Annotated in this window: 17 protein-coding genes; 8 read left to right on the top strand and 9 right to left on the bottom strand. The window is 49.3% G+C overall.

What is annotated here, in order from left to right; all coding sequences use genetic code 11:
* Positions 1-64: 64 nt before the first annotated feature.
* Positions 65-313: a hypothetical protein gene (locus tag Q0882_RS12230; RefSeq protein WP_299182086.1), complete on the top strand. Its 249-nt coding sequence runs from the start codon at positions 65-67 to the stop codon at positions 311-313.
* 12 nt (positions 314-325) lie between these two features.
* On the opposite strand, the gene Q0882_RS12235 is transcribed toward Q0882_RS12230, so the two are convergent.
* Entirely contained in the window at positions 326-2788 is a 2463-nt protein-coding gene (locus tag Q0882_RS12235; protein WP_299182089.1) for an FtsX-like permease family protein, read from the bottom strand.
* The gene (locus Q0882_RS12240) at positions 2785-3474 is read right to left on the bottom strand and encodes an ABC transporter ATP-binding protein (RefSeq protein WP_299182092.1); all 690 of its coding nucleotides are present in this window, start codon (positions 3472-3474) and stop codon (positions 2785-2787) included. The genes Q0882_RS12235 and Q0882_RS12240 overlap by 4 nt, the downstream gene beginning before the upstream one ends.
* An 11-nt stretch (positions 3475-3485) precedes the next feature.
* On the opposite strand from Q0882_RS12240, the gene Q0882_RS12245 reads away from it, so the two are divergent.
* Positions 3486-4082, top strand: coding sequence for an arylesterase (locus Q0882_RS12245; protein WP_299182095.1), 597 nt, complete (start codon positions 3486-3488; stop codon positions 4080-4082).
* 57 nt (positions 4083-4139) lie between these two features.
* On the opposite strand, the gene Q0882_RS12250 is transcribed toward Q0882_RS12245, so the two are convergent.
* Positions 4140-4721: a Fe-Mn family superoxide dismutase gene (locus Q0882_RS12250; RefSeq protein WP_299182098.1), complete on the bottom strand. Its 582-nt coding sequence runs from the start codon at positions 4719-4721 to the stop codon at positions 4140-4142.
* A 289-nt stretch (positions 4722-5010) separates the two neighbouring features.
* On the opposite strand from Q0882_RS12250, the gene Q0882_RS12255 reads away from it, so the two are divergent.
* Positions 5011-5295 carry a hypothetical protein gene (locus Q0882_RS12255; protein WP_299182101.1) on the top strand — a complete coding sequence of 95 codons (285 nt, stop codon included), beginning with the start codon at positions 5011-5013 and terminating at the stop codon, positions 5293-5295.
* A gap of 54 nt (positions 5296-5349) precedes the next feature.
* On the opposite strand, the gene cysQ is transcribed toward Q0882_RS12255, so the two are convergent.
* Together cysQ and nudE are read right to left on the bottom strand one after the other, a co-directional pair.
* Positions 5350-6162: a 3'(2'),5'-bisphosphate nucleotidase CysQ gene (cysQ, locus tag Q0882_RS12260; RefSeq protein WP_299182103.1), complete on the bottom strand. Its 813-nt coding sequence runs from the start codon at positions 6160-6162 to the stop codon at positions 5350-5352.
* Between the two features lie 51 nt (positions 6163-6213).
* Positions 6214-6774, bottom strand: coding sequence for an ADP compounds hydrolase NudE (nudE, locus tag Q0882_RS12265; RefSeq protein ID WP_299182106.1), 561 nt, complete (start codon positions 6772-6774; stop codon positions 6214-6216).
* A 31-nt stretch (positions 6775-6805) separates the two neighbouring features.
* Here nudE and yrfG point away from each other — a divergent pair, with 31 nt between their 5' ends.
* Complete coding sequence (gene yrfG / locus Q0882_RS12270; protein WP_299182109.1) at positions 6806-7459, top strand: GMP/IMP nucleotidase; 654 nt, start codon at positions 6806-6808, stop codon at positions 7457-7459.
* Complete coding sequence (gene hslR / locus Q0882_RS12275) at positions 7459-7869, top strand: ribosome-associated heat shock protein Hsp15 (RefSeq protein ID WP_299182111.1); 411 nt, start codon at positions 7459-7461, stop codon at positions 7867-7869. Before yrfG ends, hslR begins: the two co-directional genes overlap by 1 nt.
* Before the next feature lie 62 nt (positions 7870-7931).
* On the opposite strand, the gene Q0882_RS12280 is transcribed toward hslR, so the two are convergent.
* On the bottom strand, positions 7932-8714 hold the full coding sequence (locus Q0882_RS12280; RefSeq protein WP_299182113.1) for a phosphatase PAP2 family protein: 783 nt from the start codon (positions 8712-8714) through the stop codon (positions 7932-7934).
* Between the two features lie 109 nt (positions 8715-8823).
* Between Q0882_RS12280 and hslO the strand changes: the two genes are divergently transcribed.
* Entirely contained in the window at positions 8824-9696 is an 873-nt protein-coding gene (gene hslO, locus Q0882_RS12285) for an Hsp33 family molecular chaperone HslO (protein WP_299182116.1), read from the top strand.
* A 166-nt stretch (positions 9697-9862) separates the two neighbouring features.
* Entirely contained in the window at positions 9863-11410 is a 1548-nt protein-coding gene (locus tag Q0882_RS12290) for a phosphoenolpyruvate carboxykinase (protein ID WP_299182119.1), read from the top strand.
* A gap of 121 nt (positions 11411-11531) precedes the next feature.
* Here Q0882_RS12290 and Q0882_RS12295 read toward each other — a convergent pair whose 3' ends face one another.
* The 3 genes from Q0882_RS12295 to ppx form a co-directional block, all read right to left on the bottom strand.
* Complete coding sequence (locus Q0882_RS12295; RefSeq protein ID WP_299182122.1) at positions 11532-14573, bottom strand: EAL domain-containing protein; 3042 nt, start codon at positions 14571-14573, stop codon at positions 11532-11534.
* Positions 14570-15598 carry a substrate-binding domain-containing protein gene (locus Q0882_RS12300; protein WP_299182124.1) on the bottom strand — a complete coding sequence of 343 codons (1029 nt, stop codon included), beginning with the start codon at positions 15596-15598 and terminating at the stop codon, positions 14570-14572. Before Q0882_RS12300 ends, Q0882_RS12295 begins: the two co-directional genes overlap by 4 nt.
* A 272-nt stretch (positions 15599-15870) precedes the next feature.
* A complete protein-coding gene (gene ppx / locus Q0882_RS12305) occupies positions 15871-17385 on the bottom strand; it encodes an exopolyphosphatase (protein WP_299182126.1) in 1515 nt (504 codons plus the stop codon).
* 256 nt (positions 17386-17641) lie between these two features.
* Here ppx and trxA point away from each other — a divergent pair, with 256 nt between their 5' ends.
* Positions 17642-17968, top strand: a complete 327-nt coding sequence (gene trxA, locus Q0882_RS12310) for a thioredoxin TrxA (RefSeq protein ID WP_292956973.1) — start codon at positions 17642-17644, stop codon at positions 17966-17968.
* Positions 17969-18078 lie beyond the last annotated feature (110 nt).

Below are 18078 nucleotides of genomic sequence, written 5' to 3' on the forward strand. Positions count from 1 at the left end.
ATCTCGCATAGTCCAATATGCGGAGGTCTGTATGCGTTGCTGTTTCAGAGGATTTATTTACCTAGTGTTAGCGTGCTCTGCTACGTTAGCGACCGCTCAATCGGGTCTAGTTAACCCGCCACAAATCTCTTTGGTTTCCCAAAAGCTATCTCTGTTTGAGAACAGGGCCAGCAGCGATTTCTCCCCGGTTTTGGATCTTACGGCGCTTATCTGGCGGGAGCGCGAACAGCTCGATTCCAAATCGATAACGCTGCATCAGGATAAAAAAAGCCGGTTTTATATGGCGCTGTTGATGGCGTTAAAGAACCGTTAGTGCTGAATTTAGCTATATCCTGTTAATCAGGGTCTGATAACTGTGATTTAGGTTTTGCTGGCGATGGCTGAGCTGACTGACTGCGATAAACAAGCCACAGCCGATCAGTGGCAAACTTACCCACAGGTACGGGTGCAATGCGGGTTCAAGTTTCAATAGCTGTTGATGAACAGACCAGAGGCTTAGCTCTGTGATCACAACGGCTAATAAGCCACTCAATCCACCTATCAACCCCATCTCCAGTTGATCAAGCTGCCGACACTGATGTTGGCTGGCGCCGAGTGTTTGTAAAAGCGCATTTTCATATCGTCTTTGCTCCAGCTCCTGTGTCAGCGTGACATAGAGGAGAACGAGTCCTGCAGAAGAGGTCAGGAGCATTAGCAGGGTGGAGAGGAGTGACAGTCGCTCTAATAGCTGTTGTAGCTGCGATAATATCTGTCGGACATCGATCAGAGTCAGAGTTGGGAACTGGCTGATCAACTGTCGGCTGACATCTGCACTGTTGTCGGTGAGGTGGAAGCTGGTCATGTAACTTGGGGTGAAATTCTCAAGCACACCAGGGGAAAAAATAAAGTAAAAGTTGGGTTGGAACGAATCCCAACGCACCGTGCGGATACTACTGATCTCTGCAGTTGCTTCGCGGCCGGCAATATCAAAACTGATCTGGTCGCCAATCTCCAGACCCAGCTCTTCGGCTTCTTTCTGTTCGATTGATACCCCACCTTGTGGCTGCCATCTGCCCGCAACCAAACGGTTATGCTCAGGTATCCCGGTTGCGCTTGTGAGATTCAGTTCACGTTTTAGGGAGGGTTGGTCCAACTGCTCCGGGGTAAGAACGTCTGCTAGTGGTTGCCCATTCACCTTGGTGAGTCGACCCCTGTAGATCGGCCATAGTGTGGAAACGATCCCGTTCTGCTGTAACAGCTGTTCGACTTCGGCCCTCTCCCACTCTTGAATGTTGATCAGGAAGTGATTAGGTGTCTCCGCAGGAAGTTGTGCCTGCCAGCGTCCCAAGAGGTCATTGAGTGCGATCAGATTGGTACTTAGCAATGCAAAGAGTAAACAGATGACCGGGATCTGTACCCGGTACCAGCGCTGTTGCTGTATGACACGGCTATTCAGGAGATGACCCAGACGGTGGTAGGGAGCTAACCTTTGAGTGAGCCTGCTGGCGATATAAGCACCGAGCCAGCCCAGAACAATCCCCGCGATCAATAGGATGGCTATCAGGCTGAGCGTCAATGTCAGATTGTTCAGGTAGAGCGCGCTACAGACTATCAGGGTGAACAGTGCGATAACGTAGGGGAGCCTTCCACGCCAGGATAATCGGACAGCACGGCTTTGAAGTAACTGGGATGTGTTGCTTTTCTGCAGTACTAAAAGCGCGGGTATCCCCATCCCTAAGAGTATGGCTCCACCCAAAATGGCCCCGGTTGCATATACGAACCAGGATGCATCGGGAATAGGTTGCGGTAATAGTCCCTGCAGAAGAAACAGCCCCAATCGTTCTAATACCAGTGCCAAAGAGATTCCGGTGAGCGAGCAGATCAACCAAGCGATAGCCAATTGTGAGATATAGAGCTGCAGGAGTTGTCGTTCACTCAACCCGAGGCTTTTCAGCAGTGCGGCACGCTTAAACTGACTTTGGGTAAATCGACGAAGACTCAGGAATATCGTCATGGCTGAGATCAGCAAAGCAAACAGGGCACTCAGGCGTAGATAGGATGATGATTTAGTTAAGGCGCTGTTTTGCTGGCTTTCGTCGTTTTTGAGCGCGGTTAATTGTACGCCGGAGGGGATGGTTTTTTGCAGTTCAGTCGCCAGGACCTTGATCTGATCAGGTGATCCCGCAAACAGTTGACGATATTGCATCCGGGCACCCGGACCAAGCAAACCGGTCCCTTCCAGTGCCCCTTCAGGAATGATTAGCTGTGGATTGAAACTGATAAACCCGCGTCCTCTGTCAGGTGCTGAGCGGATGATACGGGTGAGTGTGAAGGAGTGGTTTCCCAATTGTATCTGATCACCAGGCTGGAGCCCCAGACGTTCATATACACCGATCTCAGCCCAGGCCTCTCCTGAGGAGGGTAGGGGTGAGGGGCTGGGGCTATCCAGTTCTATCTGTCCGCTGGGGTAGGGGGCTGTTAATGAGCGTACTGTAACCAGCAGAAAATTTTCGGCATGGTTGGCCATTGTGGCAAGTTGAGTAACCTGGGTATGCCGGAGTCCTAACTTGTCTGCAGTGGAAAGATAGCGGTGTTCTAAGGGCCGGGTATGGCTTAGAAGCAGATCACCTCCGAGTAGAGCGCTACCTTGTCGCATCAGGGTGCGTTCAATTCGATCACCCAGTGCAGCCATCAGGCCGGAGATCGTGATCGCCATCATCAGCGCGAAGAGAAGGGCGCGCCACTCACTGAGCTTTAAGCAGCTGACACTCTGCTTAACGGCCAGGCGGAAGGGGACCGAGTTGATCATTCATTGATCTCCCGAAGTGTGCCGTTATGCAGATGCAGGGCTCGCTGGCAGCGTCTGGCCAACGTCTCATCGTGTGTGATAAGTATCAGGGTCGTATTCTGTTCCTGGTTCAGGTTAAACAGCTGCTCAATGATCTGTTCACCCGTATGTTCATCGAGATTACCGGTAGGTTCATCCGCGAAGAGCAGAGAGGGGGAGGTTGCAAAGCTACGTGCTATGGCAACACGCTGTTGCTCACCACCCGATAACTCTGCAGGTTTATGATGCATACGCTGTTCGAGGCCGACTTTGCAAAGCCACTCCTGAGCTTCTCTGGCCGCATTTTTGTGATTTCGTATCTGCAGAGGCAGCATCACATTCTGTTCGGCTGTAAGATCGGGTAGGAGGTGGAATGCCTGAAAGACAAAACTGATGTGGCGGTTTCGAAACTCAGCCCGGGCGCGATCAGAGAGTTGATTCAGGTCGGTGCCGTTTAGCCGAACCTGACCACTGCTGGGTTGGTCCAGACCTGCCAGCAGTGAGAGCAGTGTTGATTTGCCGGTACCTGAGGGGCCGATGATCGCAATACTTTCACCCCGAGCGATCTCAAGGTTGATATCACTGAAGAGGGCCAGTGAGCCCGCTTGAGTCTGAAACTGTTTTGCGAGATGCTGGGCACTTACAACCGTATCCATCGTTTGCGTCATTGGGAGTTCCTGTGCGTATAGTTCTTTCCCTGTTATTCGTCATTCTGACCCTTCCGGTTCAGGCGGGTTCCCTTATTGTCCTCGGAGACAGCTTATCAGCTGCCTATAATATGCGGACAGAGCAGGGGTGGGTCCAACTACTGGAGAACCGCCTTGCATCAGAAGGTTACTCTCTGGATGTCGTGAATGCGAGTGTGAGCGGGGATACCACACAGAATGGTATAGCGCGACTTGAGAGGTTGTTGCAAGAGGTCGATCCGGAAATCGTCATTATTGAATTGGGGGGTAATGATGGATTGCGTGGTACTCCACCTTTTGCGATAAAACGAAATCTGAAACGGTTGGTGAGGATGTCTCAGGAAACCGGTGCTCAGGTGTTGATACTGGGGATGCAGTTACCGGCTAATTATGGTGCTGCTTATACGCAGCAATTTAGCAAAATTTACCTTGATGTGGCCGAGGATGAAGCGGTTGCTCTGGTGCCTTTCTTTATGGAACAGGTTGCGCTTGAAAAGTCTCGGATGCAGGAGGATGGCATCCATCCCAGTGCCGAGGGGCAACCCTATCTGCTGGATACCGTCTGGCCCTACCTCGAGCCGCTGCTGTAATGAATTCTGGGCACAAAAAAGGCACCTAGAGGTGCCTTTTTAGCATTCAGGGTATGCTTACGCGAAGTTAGCGTTAACAAATTCCCAGTTAACCAGTGCCCAGAAACCTTTCAGGTAATCAGGACGAACGTTACGGTAATCGATGTAGTAAGCGTGTTCCCACAGGTCAACAGTCAGCAGAGGCGTCTGGCCTTCAGTCAGAGGGCAGCCAGCGTTGCTAGTGTTAACGATATCGATAGAGCCGTCAGCGTTTTTAACCAACCATGTCCAGCTAGAACCGAAGTTGTTAACCGCTTTGTCGTTTAGTGCTTCCTGGAATGCTGCGAAAGAGCCCCATTTTGCATTGATTGCGTCAGCAATAGCACCTGTTGGTTCACCACCACCATTTGGAGACAGGCAGTTCCAGTAGAACGTGTGGTTCCAGATCTGAGCTGCGTTGTTGAAAACGCCGCCAGCTGGCGCAGAAGTGATGATCTCTTCCAGAGTTTTACCTTCGTACTCAGTACCAGGAACCAGGCCGTTCAGCTTAACAACGTAAGTGTTGTGGTGCTTGCCGTGGTGGAAATCCAGAGTTTCTGAAGAGATGTGTGGTTCCAGAGCGTCCTTTGCATAAGGCAGCGGCGGAAGTTCAAAGCTCATAAGTGTCACCTTATTTGTCAGTCGTAAAGACAGATAGTCAGAGGATATTTGCATTTCCGTATGGCTCACGAGCAGCAAACACCCATTAAAAACAAAAAGCCTCGAAATGATAGCACTCAAGCTGGATCATTTCATGGTACAAAAAGTGTGCTTTTTAAGTATGCATAACAATATATTGGTTCAATATCTGTGATTTAAAGGGCTGCGACTAAAGTTTGCTGCATCTGGCGAGCTTTCCCCATAGAATGGCCAGCACGTTTGATAACTATAAAAAAGTGATAGCTATACGATGTATAAAGTTCTGATCTGGATCGCATTTGTTGCTCTGGCCATATTGACGGTAAAAACCCAGTTTTTATCATCCAGTACTTTCACCCCATTCAAAGAGGGGTGTATGAAAGCTGAAGGTGCCACGGAAGAGCGTTGTGATTGTTTGGCAAAATATGTACACAAACATTTCAGTGATAATGAAGTGAAGTTGATTATGTCTAATCAGGCAACTGACCCTGACTTTAAATATAAAGTTGAAGAGGTGGTCAGGCTGGGTTCACAGCAGTGTGCTGCTGAGGAGTAATCTCTCACACCTATAAGCGTAGCTGCTACCTTTAGCAGCTACGTTCTTCTCCTGCTAGTTTCTCAGCTGAATCTCCTCCAGCGGAAATTGCGGGTCTCCGCAGACGTAAAAAGAAGGATTCTCCAGTGATTGCCTCTGGTTGTATGTCAGCGGGGCAAGACTCCGAGCATCTACCAACCGCCCGCCTGCCGCTTCAACAATAGCCTGCGCTGCCGCAGTATCCCATTCGCTAGTAGGGAATAGTCTAGGGTAGAAGTCAGCGACACCCTCGGCGATCAGGCACATCTTCAATGAGCTTCCCATCCCCTTGTTTTTGATATGTCTGAACTGATGCTGGATAGGTTTCAGCAGGCGAGCATTTTTATCCTGCCCGTGGCGGCGACTGGATGCTATAACCAGCTCTTCGCTGAGTGGGCGGCTGCGGATCTGTGCCGGGGGATGCTCCGGGAGCTTTTTCCAGGCGCCTGTATCGATCCCCCCCCAATAGGCCGTGCCACTGACGGGTATAAAAATAATGCCAAGGATTGGGCGGTTGTTCTCAATCAGAGCGATGTTGATCGTGAACTCACCGTTACGTTGAATAAACTCTTTGGTACCATCCAGTGGGTCTATGCACCAGAATCGATTCCAGCTTAAGCGCTCGGAGTTAGGTATAACTGACTCCTCACTCAGTTGAGGTATATCAGGGGTCAGATCTGTTAAGCCCTGAAGTATGATCTGATGTGCGGCAAGGTCCGCTGCGGTGACCGGGGAGCTATCTTGCTTGGTCTCGACGGAGAGATCATCCCGCTGGTAGACCTCTAATATTGCATCGCTCGCGCGCTGGCAGATCGGTAGAAGAGCTTCAATTAATTGTTTCTGATCCATCCAATTGGCTCCTTATTATTGTTATCTAACCGGCTCGGTTCAGGTTAGCATCTAGCTGCTTTTCGTATATTTCCGTGATAAAAAATCTCTGGTCATATAAAGCGCCGCGATGGCTCGCGCTTCGGTAAAGTCTTCATCTTCCAGTAAGGATTCCAATTGATCCAGAGGCCAGCGAACAACTTCCATCTCTTCCGGCTCGTCGCCTTGGAGGCGGCAGGGGTAAAGTTCCTGTGCGATGATCGCTGTGACTTTATGGCCCATGTAATTGGGTGCAGAGGTCATCACTTTAAGCGTATGTAGCCGCCGGCTGCCATAGCCTGCTTCCTCTTTTAGCTCACGATCTGCAGCTGTATGTTCATCTTCGCCGGGATCGACTAGGCCTTTGGGCAGCGTCAAGGTGTACTCCTCTAAACCTACAGCGTACTCACGGATCAGCAGAACTTCATTGTTCTCAGTCACAGGGATGATCATGACAGCACCACGTCCGCGGTTAGCGAGTCGTTCATAAGTGCGCTCGGCACCGTTTGAGAAACGCAGCTCAACCTCTTCAACATTAAATAATCGGCTACGCGCGGTGCTTGTAACCTTCAAAATTTCGGGTTTAGCCGTCATACTGAGGATTCCTCTTTGAATGGCCTGAAAAATGTTTGACTGGCAGAATATTGATACCGTCCTGTTAGATATGGATGGCACACTTCTCGATTTACACTTTGATACCTATTTTTGGCTCGAACATCTACCCCTTCGTTATGCTGAGATCCACCAGATGCAGCCTGAAGAAGCTCGCCAGTGGTTGCACGAACGCATTATTGAGCAGCAAGGCTCCCTGAACTGGTACTGCCTTGATTATTGGACAAAAGCGTTAAATGTGCCGATTGTTGAGCTAAAAAAAGAGGTTGCCGATAAGATCGCCTTTCGGCCTCATGTGCATGATTTTTTGGCCGCCCTTAAACAGCAGAATATCCGTAGTGTCATTGTGACTAATGCTCACAGGGGAAGTTTATCGCTGAAAACTGATCTTACCGGGCTAGACCAGTTGGTGGATCATGTGATCTGTTCGCATGACTTTGGCCTGCCCAAAGAGGATCTGAACTTCTGGCAGAAGCTGCAGGAGGTGGAACCGTTTGATCCAGGTAAAACTTTGCTGGTGGATGATAGTCTGGCGGTTTTGAACAGTGCCAGAGAGTATGGAATCCACTACCTGTTATCTATCTATCAGCCAGATAGCCAGCAGCCTAAGCGGGATATTGAAGAGTTTAATGCGATTGAACATTTTAATGAGATTACACCGAAGTAATGACCCATTCTGACGAGAAGGTCCGCCTTGATAAATGGCTTTGGGCGGCACGCTTTTATAAAACCCGAGCCATTGCAAAACAGATGATTGATGGTGGTAAAGTCCACTATAACGGTCAGCGAACAAAATGCAGCCGGCATGTTGAGGTTGGGGCTATCTTGGAGATCCGTCAGGGATTTGATGAGAAAGAGATTGTGGTTGTTGAGTTGTCCGACCAGCGACGCGGAGCGCCAGAGGCACAAAAGCTGTATCGTGAGACTGAAGCCAGTATTAAAAAGCGTGAGGAGCATGCTGCCCAGCGCAAAGCGATGGGCAGTAGCTTAAACCCTCGCCACCGTCCGAATAAAAAAGAGCGGCGCCAGATCCACTCCTTTAAAGAGGGGAAACGCGGGATCTTCGATAAGGATTAAGTGCACCGTGGAAGATCAGCCACCCGGCGTGTATCGATAGGTGGCTTGTCATGCCCTTCTGGCTATTGGCTCAGAATGGGTAGCTTGTTCAACAGAGGGATCTTGGCAAATAATCGGATCAGCGGGCTTAATAGTCTGTGGCTCCAGGTGGTCACCCAGTGCATAAGGGGCGTATTGAAAGCCCAGCTCAGCGTCAACATTGCGGAGAATGCTCCACCTACCAGATTATCACTGCTCCAGTGAGCCCCTCCGGCAATTCTGGGTAGCATGAAAGCCAGCGCCAACACCAGGGCAGAGATGGAAAGCCAGCTACGTGCATTCAGAATCATGAATCCCGCCCAGGTCAGGACAACCGTTGCATGGTCCCCAGGGAAACTGTGGATGGCACGATCTTTAGCCGGAATGTCCGGCACGATATCCGCGAAGAGAAAAGCCGGTTGTAGTGTGAGAGATGGACTGGTGCCACTCAACCCAATATCGCGGGCATACTGATAAACGGACTCCCGGATTAGGAACATCAGCACCAAAAGCAGAATGAACCCGATCAGGGCTTGCTGTAGGCGGTCGCGTTTAATACCGAAGCCGGGAAAGGTCAGGCTGACCAACATAATACACAGAGGGATTATGTCGAATATACGGACATTTGACCACGCCCAGAATCGGGTCCAACCGGTATCCTCAGAGAGCGTGCCGTTCAGCAGGAAGAAAATATTCTGATCGATACTCCGCCATAGCGAGAACCCATAATCTGTCAGAAAGAAACCAAACCAGGCGAAAGCGAACAGGTGAGAAAGCAGCAGGGCCTTAACATTCCATCTTTGGCGAAAAACCGTAACATCGTTCATTGTGCATTTACTATCCCGAATTATTAATCGGGTATGATAAAATACCCGCCTTTACTTGGATACCTGTCATAGTAGCCAATTTCCACAGATAAATCGTAGACCCACATAGATGAGTAACCCTGATCAGATTCAGCGTATCCTGTTTGATGAACTGGATATTCGTGGTGTAGTTTCCGGACTGCAGCAAACTTGTGCCGATTGTTTTGAAAAACATAACTATCCTGCGGTTATTCAGCAGGTGTTAGGTGAAATGCTGGCGGCAGTCAGCTTACTGAGCTCCAACCTGAAGTTTGAAGGGCGGTTGATCTTGCAAGCGCAGGGGCAAGGTAATGTGCGCCTACTGATGGCCGAATGTACCCATAAGAGAGATGTACGGGCAATCGCTCGTTATGACGGGGATATTCCTCAGAATGCTTCCTTCACGGAGCTTCTGCCGCAGGGCCAGGTAGTGTTAACGGTGGAACCGGAGAAGGGGCATCGTTATCAGGGAGTTGTGCCTCTCACGGGGGATACACTGGCTAAGTGCCTGGAGAGTTACTTTATCAGTTCTGAACAGTTACCCACTCAGGTTCATCTGGCGTCTGATGGCGAGCGTGCTGCGGGTATGCTTTTACAGGTTTTGCCTGCTGACGGCACTGGTGAGGAGGATTGGGAGCGGATCAGCCACCTTGCATCGACGTTGAAAAGCTCAGAACTGCTGCAATTGGATAATCAAACCCTGCTCTACAGACTGTTTCATGAAGAGAACTGCCGACTCTATGAACCCGATTCTGTGCAATTCCGCTGTACCTGTTCCCGAGAGCGAAGTGCTGCCTCTCTAAAAATGGTCGAGAAAAAAGAGCTTCTGGAAGTGCTGGAAGAGCATGGCGCTATCAATGTTAATTGCCAGTTCTGTAACGCTGATTATGCCTTCGATCGTACAGATATTGAGGCCCTTTTTAGTGAAGGCGGATCAGCCGCTAACCCTGATCAGCTGCACTGATCAGGCTATTCCGATCCAAAAATATGCAGGTTAGATCGTAATTGCTTTGAATAATGGCGTATCGTGTGATTTTTGTGCATAATACGCCTCCTTATAATTAAGACACATATAGCCTTACGCCTTATTTAGGTAACGTTATTGGCGCCTATGCCAAGGGAAACCAGTAATGACCAAAGATTCTGTTAAGATTGCACACCAAAATTTAAGCCCGGCTCAGCTGGTAGAAAAAGCCGTCGCCAATGGCGAGGGTACTCTAGCTGATACTGGCGCGCTGGTCGTATCAACAGGTAAACGTACCGGCCGTTCTCCAATGGACCGTTTCATTGTTGAAGAACCAAGTACGTCTGATTCTATCGATTGGGGCAACATCAACCGCCCATTCGATTCTGATAAATTCGATGCGCTGTGGACTCGTGTAGAGGAGTTCCTGGCGGACAAAGAACACTATGTAGCGAATGTTCACGTAGGTTCCGATCCAAATCACTATCTTGCTGTTCGTATGACTACACAGACTGCATGGCAGAACCTGTTTGGTCAGAACCTGTTCATCCGCCCTGCGGAGTACAATCCGAAAGCGAAAGAAGAGTGGCAGATTCTGAACGTAGCTGGTTTTGAATGTGAACCAGAACGTGACGGCACAAACAGCGATGGCTGTGTCATCATCAACTTCGCTAAGCGTAAAGTGCTGCTGGCTGGCATGCGTTACGCTGGTGAAATGAAGAAAGCGATGTTCTCGGTACAGAACTTCCTGCTGCCTGAGAAAGACGTGCTACCGATGCACTGTTCTGCCAATGTGGGCGAAGATAACAGTACGACTCTTTTCTTCGGTCTGTCTGGTACAGGTAAAACAACATTATCTGCTGACCCTGAGCGTTACCTGATTGGTGATGACGAGCACGGTTGGGGTAAAGGTGTTGTATTTAATCTGGAAGGTGGCTGCTACGCGAAGACCATCAACCTGAGCAAGAAAAACGAACCAATTATCTGGGATGCTATCCGTTTTGGCGCGATCGTAGAGAACGTTGCTCTGAACGAAGCTCGTACGGCTGATTACGATGATACATCGCTGACTGAAAATGGTCGTTGTGCATACCCACTTCAGCACGTTGAAAAGCGTACTGAAACAAACATGGGTGATGAGCCGGATTCAATCGTATTCCTGACCTGTGATCTGACAGGTGTTCTGCCTCCAGTATCTGTACTGACTAAAGAAGCGGCTGCGTACCACTTCCTGTCGGGCTACACCGCCCTGGTTGGTTCTACAGAGATGGGTTCCGGTGGTGGCATCAAGTCTACATTCTCCACCTGCTTTGGTGCTCCGTTCTTCCCACGCCCAGCACATGTTTATGCTGAGCTGCTGATGAAGCGTATTGAAGAGTTTGGTTCTAAGGTTTACCTGGTTAATACAGGTTGGACTGGCGGTTCTTACGGAACGGGTGAACGTTTCAGCATTCCTACAACACGTGGCATCATCTCTGCTATCCAGAATGGTTCCCTGAACGGCGTTGAAACCCAGAAACTGGAAGGCCTGAACCTGGAAGTACCTGTATCGGTTGAAGGTGTTGATTCTGCTCTGCTGAATCCACGCGAAACCTGGGCTGATAAAGCAGGTTACGATGCATCTGCAAAAGATCTGATCGGTCAGTTTGTTGAGAATTTCAAGAAGTTTGACGGTGTTTCTGAAGATATCGTTTCTGCAGGCCCTCAGCTTTAAGAACGCTTATTTTGATAAAAAGCCCGCGTATCTACGCGGGCTTTTTTTTGTCCCGATATTGTTTAGAGTTGTTTCGTTACAGTTAACCGGTAGCGTTATTTCGAATGTTCTTGATCTGTAATCAATGGGTCATCTGTTCATGCGATGTTATCAGTTGTTGCAACCGTGCGGCAGAATCAGGTTTGGCCAATAGATAGCCCTGTATCTCATTGCACTGATGCTCCTTCAGGAAGCTGAGCTGTGAATGGCTCTCCACACCCTCTGCAACGACGTTCAGATTGAGGGAGTGTGACATCGAGATCACCGCTTTTATAAGGTTCTCGCTATCACTGGTACCTGGAATATCATCGATAAACGATTTATCAATCTTCACAGTACTCACCGGTAATCGCTTCAGGTAGATCAGGGATGAATACCCTGTACCAAAATCGTCAACCGAGAGCTGAACCCCCAGTGCTCTTATCGCTTCGAGCCGGGTTATTACAGTCTCCATATCTTTAATTACCATGGTCTCGGTAATCTCTAGCTCCAATAGTGAGGGGGGCAGTTCCGACTGAGCGAGCGCCTCCCGGATGTCATTGAGCAAACCGTGGTCATGCAACTGGCGTGCAGACAGATTGACGGATACGGATACGGGCTGATCAGAGTGCTTATTCCAGTTGCTGCATGCCAGGCATGCTTGAAGTAGTACTCTACGGCCTAGCTCCAGGATCAGGCCGGATGACTCAGCAATCGGAATGAACTCGGTAGGGGGGATCATTCCCTTAGTTGGGTGGTTCCATCTTAAGAGGGCTTCAGCAGATAGAATCAGCTCCCCGGAGATATGAAAACGTGGCTGGTAAACCAGAAAGAGTTGCTCAGTGTTGATTGCTCTTTTCAGCTCGTCTTCGAGCTGGATTCGGGCTTCGGCTATCGCATTGAGCTTCTTGTCGAAAAACAGGAGGTCGTTCCTACCCTGCTCCTTAACATGGTACATGGCGGTGTCGGCGTGTTTGAGCAGAAGTTCAGCATTACTACCATCATCGGGATAGATCGCAATACCGATACTGGCTGAGGTAAATATCTCAGTATTACCCAGACTGACCGGTGTATTTATCGCTGATTGGATACGCCGACTGATCTCTGCGATACGATCAGTATTTTCCAGATCGGATAAAATAACGGTGAACTCATCACCCCCTAGGCGGCACACGGTATCTTCAGGACGAATGTTGGCTGTAATCCGCTGGGCGATCTCCACCAACAGCTGATCACCCGCTTGATGGCCGTAGGTGTCATTTACATGCTTAAAGTGGTCGATATCGACAAAGAGCAGCGCGGTCTGTTTTTCCAAGCGCTCAGACCGATTGAGTGCTGATTCGAGGCGATCATAAAACAGCGTACGATTAGGCAGCGAGGTCAGATTGTCAAAATGTGCCAGCTTTTGAAGCTTGTGTTCCGCTTCTTTCAGCTTGGATATATCGGAGAAAACAGCCACGTAGCGGTTTGATCCACTGTCTTCCTGAATCATACTGACGGAGAGCCAGATAGGCAGCGGTTCACCATTGGCTCGGCGTTTAATACGCTCCCCCTGCCAGAAGCCTTTGCTTTTAAGGGCATGCTCAATGTCAGGGTGATCCGATAGCAGCGAGAACGCGAATGACCTGGCCGTGTGCGCATCATACCCAGTGATGCGCGTAAAGGAAGAATTGGTGATGACCTCACCTTCAGGGTGCATGATCACTATCGCCTCAGCGGCGGCTTCAAACACCATTTGGGTGATCTGGGCTTCCTGTTCGGCTTGTACTTTATCGGTGATATCGGTGGTTATACCACCGATGCCGTAGAGCTCTCCCTGATCGTTAATTAGCGGAAACTTAGAACTCAGAAAAGTCCGCTTTCCCTGTCGGGTTGTGAGTGTGTATTGGGATTGCTCAGCGCTGCGGCTGCTGATTATATAGCGATCTGTTTCGCGAATGAATTGAGCCTCCTCTTCAGGGAATACTTCGAAATCATCCTTCCCGATCACTGTTTCGCCATGTCGGAATATTTCACTGAATCTTTCATTAACCATCGCATAACGCAGGCCTAGTGTTTTTAGGAACATGGCGCTGGGGGTGTGGTTGAAGATCGCGTCTATCTGTTTTTCATGTGCCCGAATATCAAGCAGCATGCTCTCGATCTGATTCCCCAGGCGATTAAACTCCAGAAAACAATCTTGGGGGTATTGGGGGGTAGATGGCGCGTGCGGTGCTTGCTCTGCATAGTGTGTCAGGCGCCCCAGCGAGCGGTTGGTCATGGCCCTGATCAACAACATAGCTGCAATTGCAATAATTGAGACGATTAGCGCACCCTGCCATAAGTTCTGATTATATGTATCCGCGAGCAGTTGATTGGAATTTCCCGGTTTAAACAGATGGATATTGAAGAGCTGATCGCCGATCTGTATCTGATGTATCTGCCGGGTGCCGTTAGCGATCGGGGCGATGGGATTGCTGAGGTCTGTGCCTGTTAGCTGTTCTGTATCAAGCTGAGTTGGGATTATGGCTCCAATACGCTGGGTATCACTCATAATCGCGACAGCGGTTGCCCCGCTGATCTCCAGTGATTCTGACAGCAGCCAAAAGTTATCATTGAGTAATACAAACGCGTAGATAAAGCCGATCACCTCGCCCAGATTTGGGCTTATAACCGGGTTCTTTAACCGCAGGAAGTGATAGGTTTGACCCTGATGGTTAACGGCCACCGTTGTCCAGCCATGCTGAGTGGGGCTGTTATCAATCTTTTGATCCAGTGGCAGCTCAAGGCTATGTAGAGCGGCACCCTTTATCAGTAAGGGCGCATGCTCTGCTGTGGTAAGCACCATGGCATCTATCTGCTGCCCTGTATTGGAGAGAAGGCTTTCGCCAAGCACCATGCCTGCAGTCATGAAATCAGCTGCTAGAAGGCTGGATCGGATATCATTACGGCTGGCGATCTCATGGGAGATGCGCTCGATACCAGATTGGTATTCGATTACCATTCTTTGTAGTAAGTGCGCATCCTTACTATGGGTAAGCCGAATCTCTTCCTGCAGAGCCATTTGTGACCCCTGATGAGCCAGGAAAAGGAGAATCCCTGCAGCACTGATCAAGGCTGTAAATACAACGGTAAGGATAGCGGATGAGTAAGAAAACTGTCTCAATGAAGCTGCTCCTGCCCGCTGTAGCGAAACGCTCTCTGTTTGATCTGAGTTATCTCTTCCTCAGTAGTATTACGATCGATCAGGATAATATCCCCTGAGTAGACCTTAGGCACTTGTGATGAACGGCCTTCGATATCCAGCTTGATCGCTTCTGCAATGGCTACGCTCGCATCGTCATTCATCCGCATCACTGTCAGATCCAGTTTCCCTCTAGATAGGGCGTTGAGCTCAGCGGCTCCTCCGCCCCAGCCATTCACTGTGATTTTTTCATGTCTACCGGCCTGATCCAGTGCTTCGATGGCTCCCAGTGCGATATCAGTGGAGCAGGCAAAAATCATATCCAGATCGGGGTTATCACGAAGTAGTTTCTCTGTCGCTGCACGCGCTTTACCACGGTTTCCTCCGGTATAAAAACTGGCGGCCTGACTCAGGGAGGGTGTGTTTTGAGCGGCAGCGGCAAACGTATCTCCACGCATCTGTGAGACATAACCGGGAGAAAAGTAGAGCAAACCGTATTTATGAGCTCCTGAGGCAATCATCCTCTCTGCAAGAAGATTGGTGCCATATGCATGATCAAAGCCTGTGTAGATGAACGGCGGATATTTCAGCCAGGTACGGACCGGAGTGGTAATGTTCTGCAGGATCAGCTTGGGTTTACGTTGTAACAGAATTCTTTGGATGGTATTGCGGTGGCTTAGCGCATCCGAATTGAAAATCAGATAGTCAGGTTGCCAGGCGAGGGCCTCTGCCAGTTGCTCTGCCTGCAGCTCCTTATCAATGCTAGGTCTGGAAAGGAATATATTTGTCTCATAGCGGATATTGAGATCATTGAGGCGTCCGGTTAATGCTTTAAGGCTGCGACGCCAGTAATCTGAATTCTGTACACCCGGATAGATTATGGCGATGCGTGCTGGGTGCTGTTGCTTTTTGGAGATGGGGTGGGCCACAGAGCGTACCGTCTCTGCAAACCTTTCCATGACAGGGAGCTGTTTTGGGAAGAGGTGAGTGAACTCACTGATACGCACATACCTACTCTCTGCAATGGAATGCGAGGGTAGAAGCGATATAAATAAAACCAGCAGACAGACTGAAAAGCAGCTTAGCCATGGCAGATGCATATTTACGACTCAGACAATGCATTGTTATTTCTCTAAGATGCTTGGTCCTTCAAGAAATTCTTAGCGATGATGTCTGATCATATCAGAACAATACCACTTTGATTAGTAAGGGTTTGGCTTGAGGCAAAATTAATTGGGTTTAAGGACGCCAGCAGCATGTGCTGCTGGCTGACCGGCAATTATTGAAAACGGAGTTTGATGTCGGCATGGCCTAGGTATTCCGCTTCCTGCTCCAGATCTGCCAGTGTGAGAGGGTGATGAGCAAGCCAGTTCTCAGGAAATTCAACCAGCAGTTTTTTATTCTCAGTAGCGAAGCTGATCGCAGGAAGACGATCTTTAGATCGGCTTCGATGCAGAACAACCGCTAACCGTAAGAGGACACAGAGGCGGCGGTAAGGCTCCTGTAAACGTTTCGGTAGGGCTTTAAACTCATCTTTAGGGAACTTGCGGCGGTGGCCACGTACCAGAGCCGCCAATTGACGCTGTTCATGGGTGGTAAACCCTGGCAGATCTGAGTGTGTTAATAGGTAGGCGCTATGTTTATGAAACTGGCTATGAGCGATGGTTAAGCCGATTTCATGTGTGCGGGCAGCCCAGCTCAACATATCGTAATGTTTTCTTGAAAGCTGCCAGCTCTCTTTAACCTGCGCCCAGGCCAGAAGGGCTGTCTGCTCAACACGATCAGCTTGTTCCTGATCGACATGATGGCGCTGCATCAGGGCATTGATCGTGCGATCACGTACATCTTCATGACGGAGGCGACCGGTCATGTCATACAGAACACCCTCACGTAACGCACCTTCAGAAAAACTCATCTCATCTATTTCCAGCGCTTCAAAGATGGCGCACAAAATAGCGATTCCTGCGGGCAGTACTTTCTTACGTTCGGGTTTGATCCCCTCGATATCGATCTGATCACTGTGTTCAAAACTGAGCACTTTATCACGTAATTTATGCAGTGCGCTCAGGGTGATGCGATCACTGCTATAACCACAACTGTGGCAGGCATTTCTAACCGCTTTTATCGTGCCGGAAGCACCCACTGCACTACTCCAGCCCAACTCCAGATAGTGTGAACGGAGTGACTGGAGTTCCTGTAAAGCAGCCGTTTGAGCGCGCTTAAAGTTTTTATGTGAGAGTGTCCCATCACTGAAAAATCGTTTGCTGAAACTGACGCAGCCCATATGCAGGCTTTCCATCACTTTTGGCTCAAACCGCTCACCGATAATAAACTCAGTGCTACCACCGCCGATGTCGATCACCAGTCGAGACCCCTGATCATCTGCTAAGGTATGGGCAACCCCAAGATAGATCAGGCGTGCTTCTTCACGGCCGGCAATGATCTCTAACGGAGTGCCCAGAATTTTTTCCGCTTCTTCAATAAACTCTCTGCTGTTTTTCGCTTCCCGTAGCGCATTGGTTCCGACAACGCGAACCGCATCTCTTGGCAGGTCTTTAACGCGCTGGGCAAAGCGGCTTAGGCAATCGAGACCACGCTGTTTGGCTTCATCGGTCAGATGACGTTTGGCATCAATGCCTGCAGCCAACTGCACCTTGTCAGATAAAACATCAATGGTTCGAAGTTCTCCCTGATCAAGTTGAGCGACGACAATATGAAAGCTGTTGGAGCCCAGATCGATCGCGGCGAGTAGTTGTTCGTCTTGGTTCTCTGGGGCAGATGACTGCTCTGTCATTCTGAAATAATCCTGTGGCCTTGTAGTTAGAAGGGCGAGGCTAGGTTACCAAAAGAATACGCTAGCTGCAGGTGCTTTTCAGCCATATTTCCCGACCCTCGACTAAAGCTGTGCCTGATCCGGTTTTAAGTATATAGCGAATTAATCGTTTAATTCCTGAGCTCTTTTAACATAGAGAAGTTACACAACTGATGTTGGGAATGTTATGATCGGCGGTCTTATTTGAAAATAATGGGCGCAGCGGAGAAGAGTTCCCATGAGTGAAAACATTGTAAATGTTACAGATGCTTCCTTTGAGGAAGATGTTCTCAAAGCTGAAAGTGCAGTGCTGGTTGATTACTGGGCTGAATGGTGCGGTCCTTGTAAAATGATCGCGCCTGTTCTGGAAGAGATCGCAAAAGAGTACGGTGACCAGTTGAAGATCTGTAAACTGAACATCGATGAAAACAGCGAAACACCACCGAAATTTGGTATTCGTGGCATTCCTACTTTGATGCTTTTCAAAGGCGGAAATGTTGAAGCGACTAAGGTCGGTGCACTATCTAAATCCCAGTTAGCAGCGTTTATCGAAGCTAATCTGTAAGATTGTGTATAAGTTAGTGCAGTGTCGATGAAAACATTGCACTTTCTTACCTTTAGCCTATAGACAGAGAGTTGCCTTCCTTTTATAGTGTCTCCTGTTTGGCCCTCCCG

Source organism: uncultured Neptuniibacter sp., assembly GCF_947498015.1.
Taxonomy (GTDB): domain Bacteria; phylum Pseudomonadota; class Gammaproteobacteria; order Pseudomonadales; family Balneatricaceae; genus Neptuniibacter.

Coding starts and splice junctions, on each gene's coding strand:
- Q0882_RS12235 (WP_299182089.1), bottom strand. CDS start 2,788: ATGATCAACTCGGTCCCCTTCCGCCTGGCCGTTAAGCAGAGTGTCAGC.
- Q0882_RS12240 (WP_299182092.1), bottom strand. CDS start 3,474: ATGACGCAAACGATGGATACGGTTGTAAGTGCCCAGCATCTCGCAAAA.
- Q0882_RS12250 (WP_299182098.1), bottom strand. CDS start 4,721: ATGAGCTTTGAACTTCCGCCGCTGCCTTATGCAAAGGACGCTCTGGAA.
- Q0882_RS12255 (WP_299182101.1), top strand. CDS start 5,011: ATGTATAAAGTTCTGATCTGGATCGCATTTGTTGCTCTGGCCATATTG.
- cysQ (WP_299182103.1), bottom strand. CDS start 6,162: ATGGATCAGAAACAATTAATTGAAGCTCTTCTACCGATCTGCCAGCGC.
- nudE (WP_299182106.1), bottom strand. CDS start 6,774: ATGACGGCTAAACCCGAAATTTTGAAGGTTACAAGCACCGCGCGTAGC.
- yrfG (WP_299182109.1), top strand. CDS start 6,806: ATGTTTGACTGGCAGAATATTGATACCGTCCTGTTAGATATGGATGGC.
- hslR (WP_299182111.1), top strand. CDS start 7,459: ATGACCCATTCTGACGAGAAGGTCCGCCTTGATAAATGGCTTTGGGCG.
- Q0882_RS12280 (WP_299182113.1), bottom strand. CDS start 8,714: ATGAACGATGTTACGGTTTTTCGCCAAAGATGGAATGTTAAGGCCCTG.
- hslO (WP_299182116.1), top strand. CDS start 8,824: ATGAGTAACCCTGATCAGATTCAGCGTATCCTGTTTGATGAACTGGAT.
- Q0882_RS12290 (WP_299182119.1), top strand. CDS start 9,863: ATGACCAAAGATTCTGTTAAGATTGCACACCAAAATTTAAGCCCGGCT.
- ppx (WP_299182126.1), bottom strand. CDS start 17,385: ATGACAGAGCAGTCATCTGCCCCAGAGAACCAAGACGAACAACTACTC.
- trxA (WP_292956973.1), top strand. CDS start 17,642: ATGAGTGAAAACATTGTAAATGTTACAGATGCTTCCTTTGAGGAAGAT.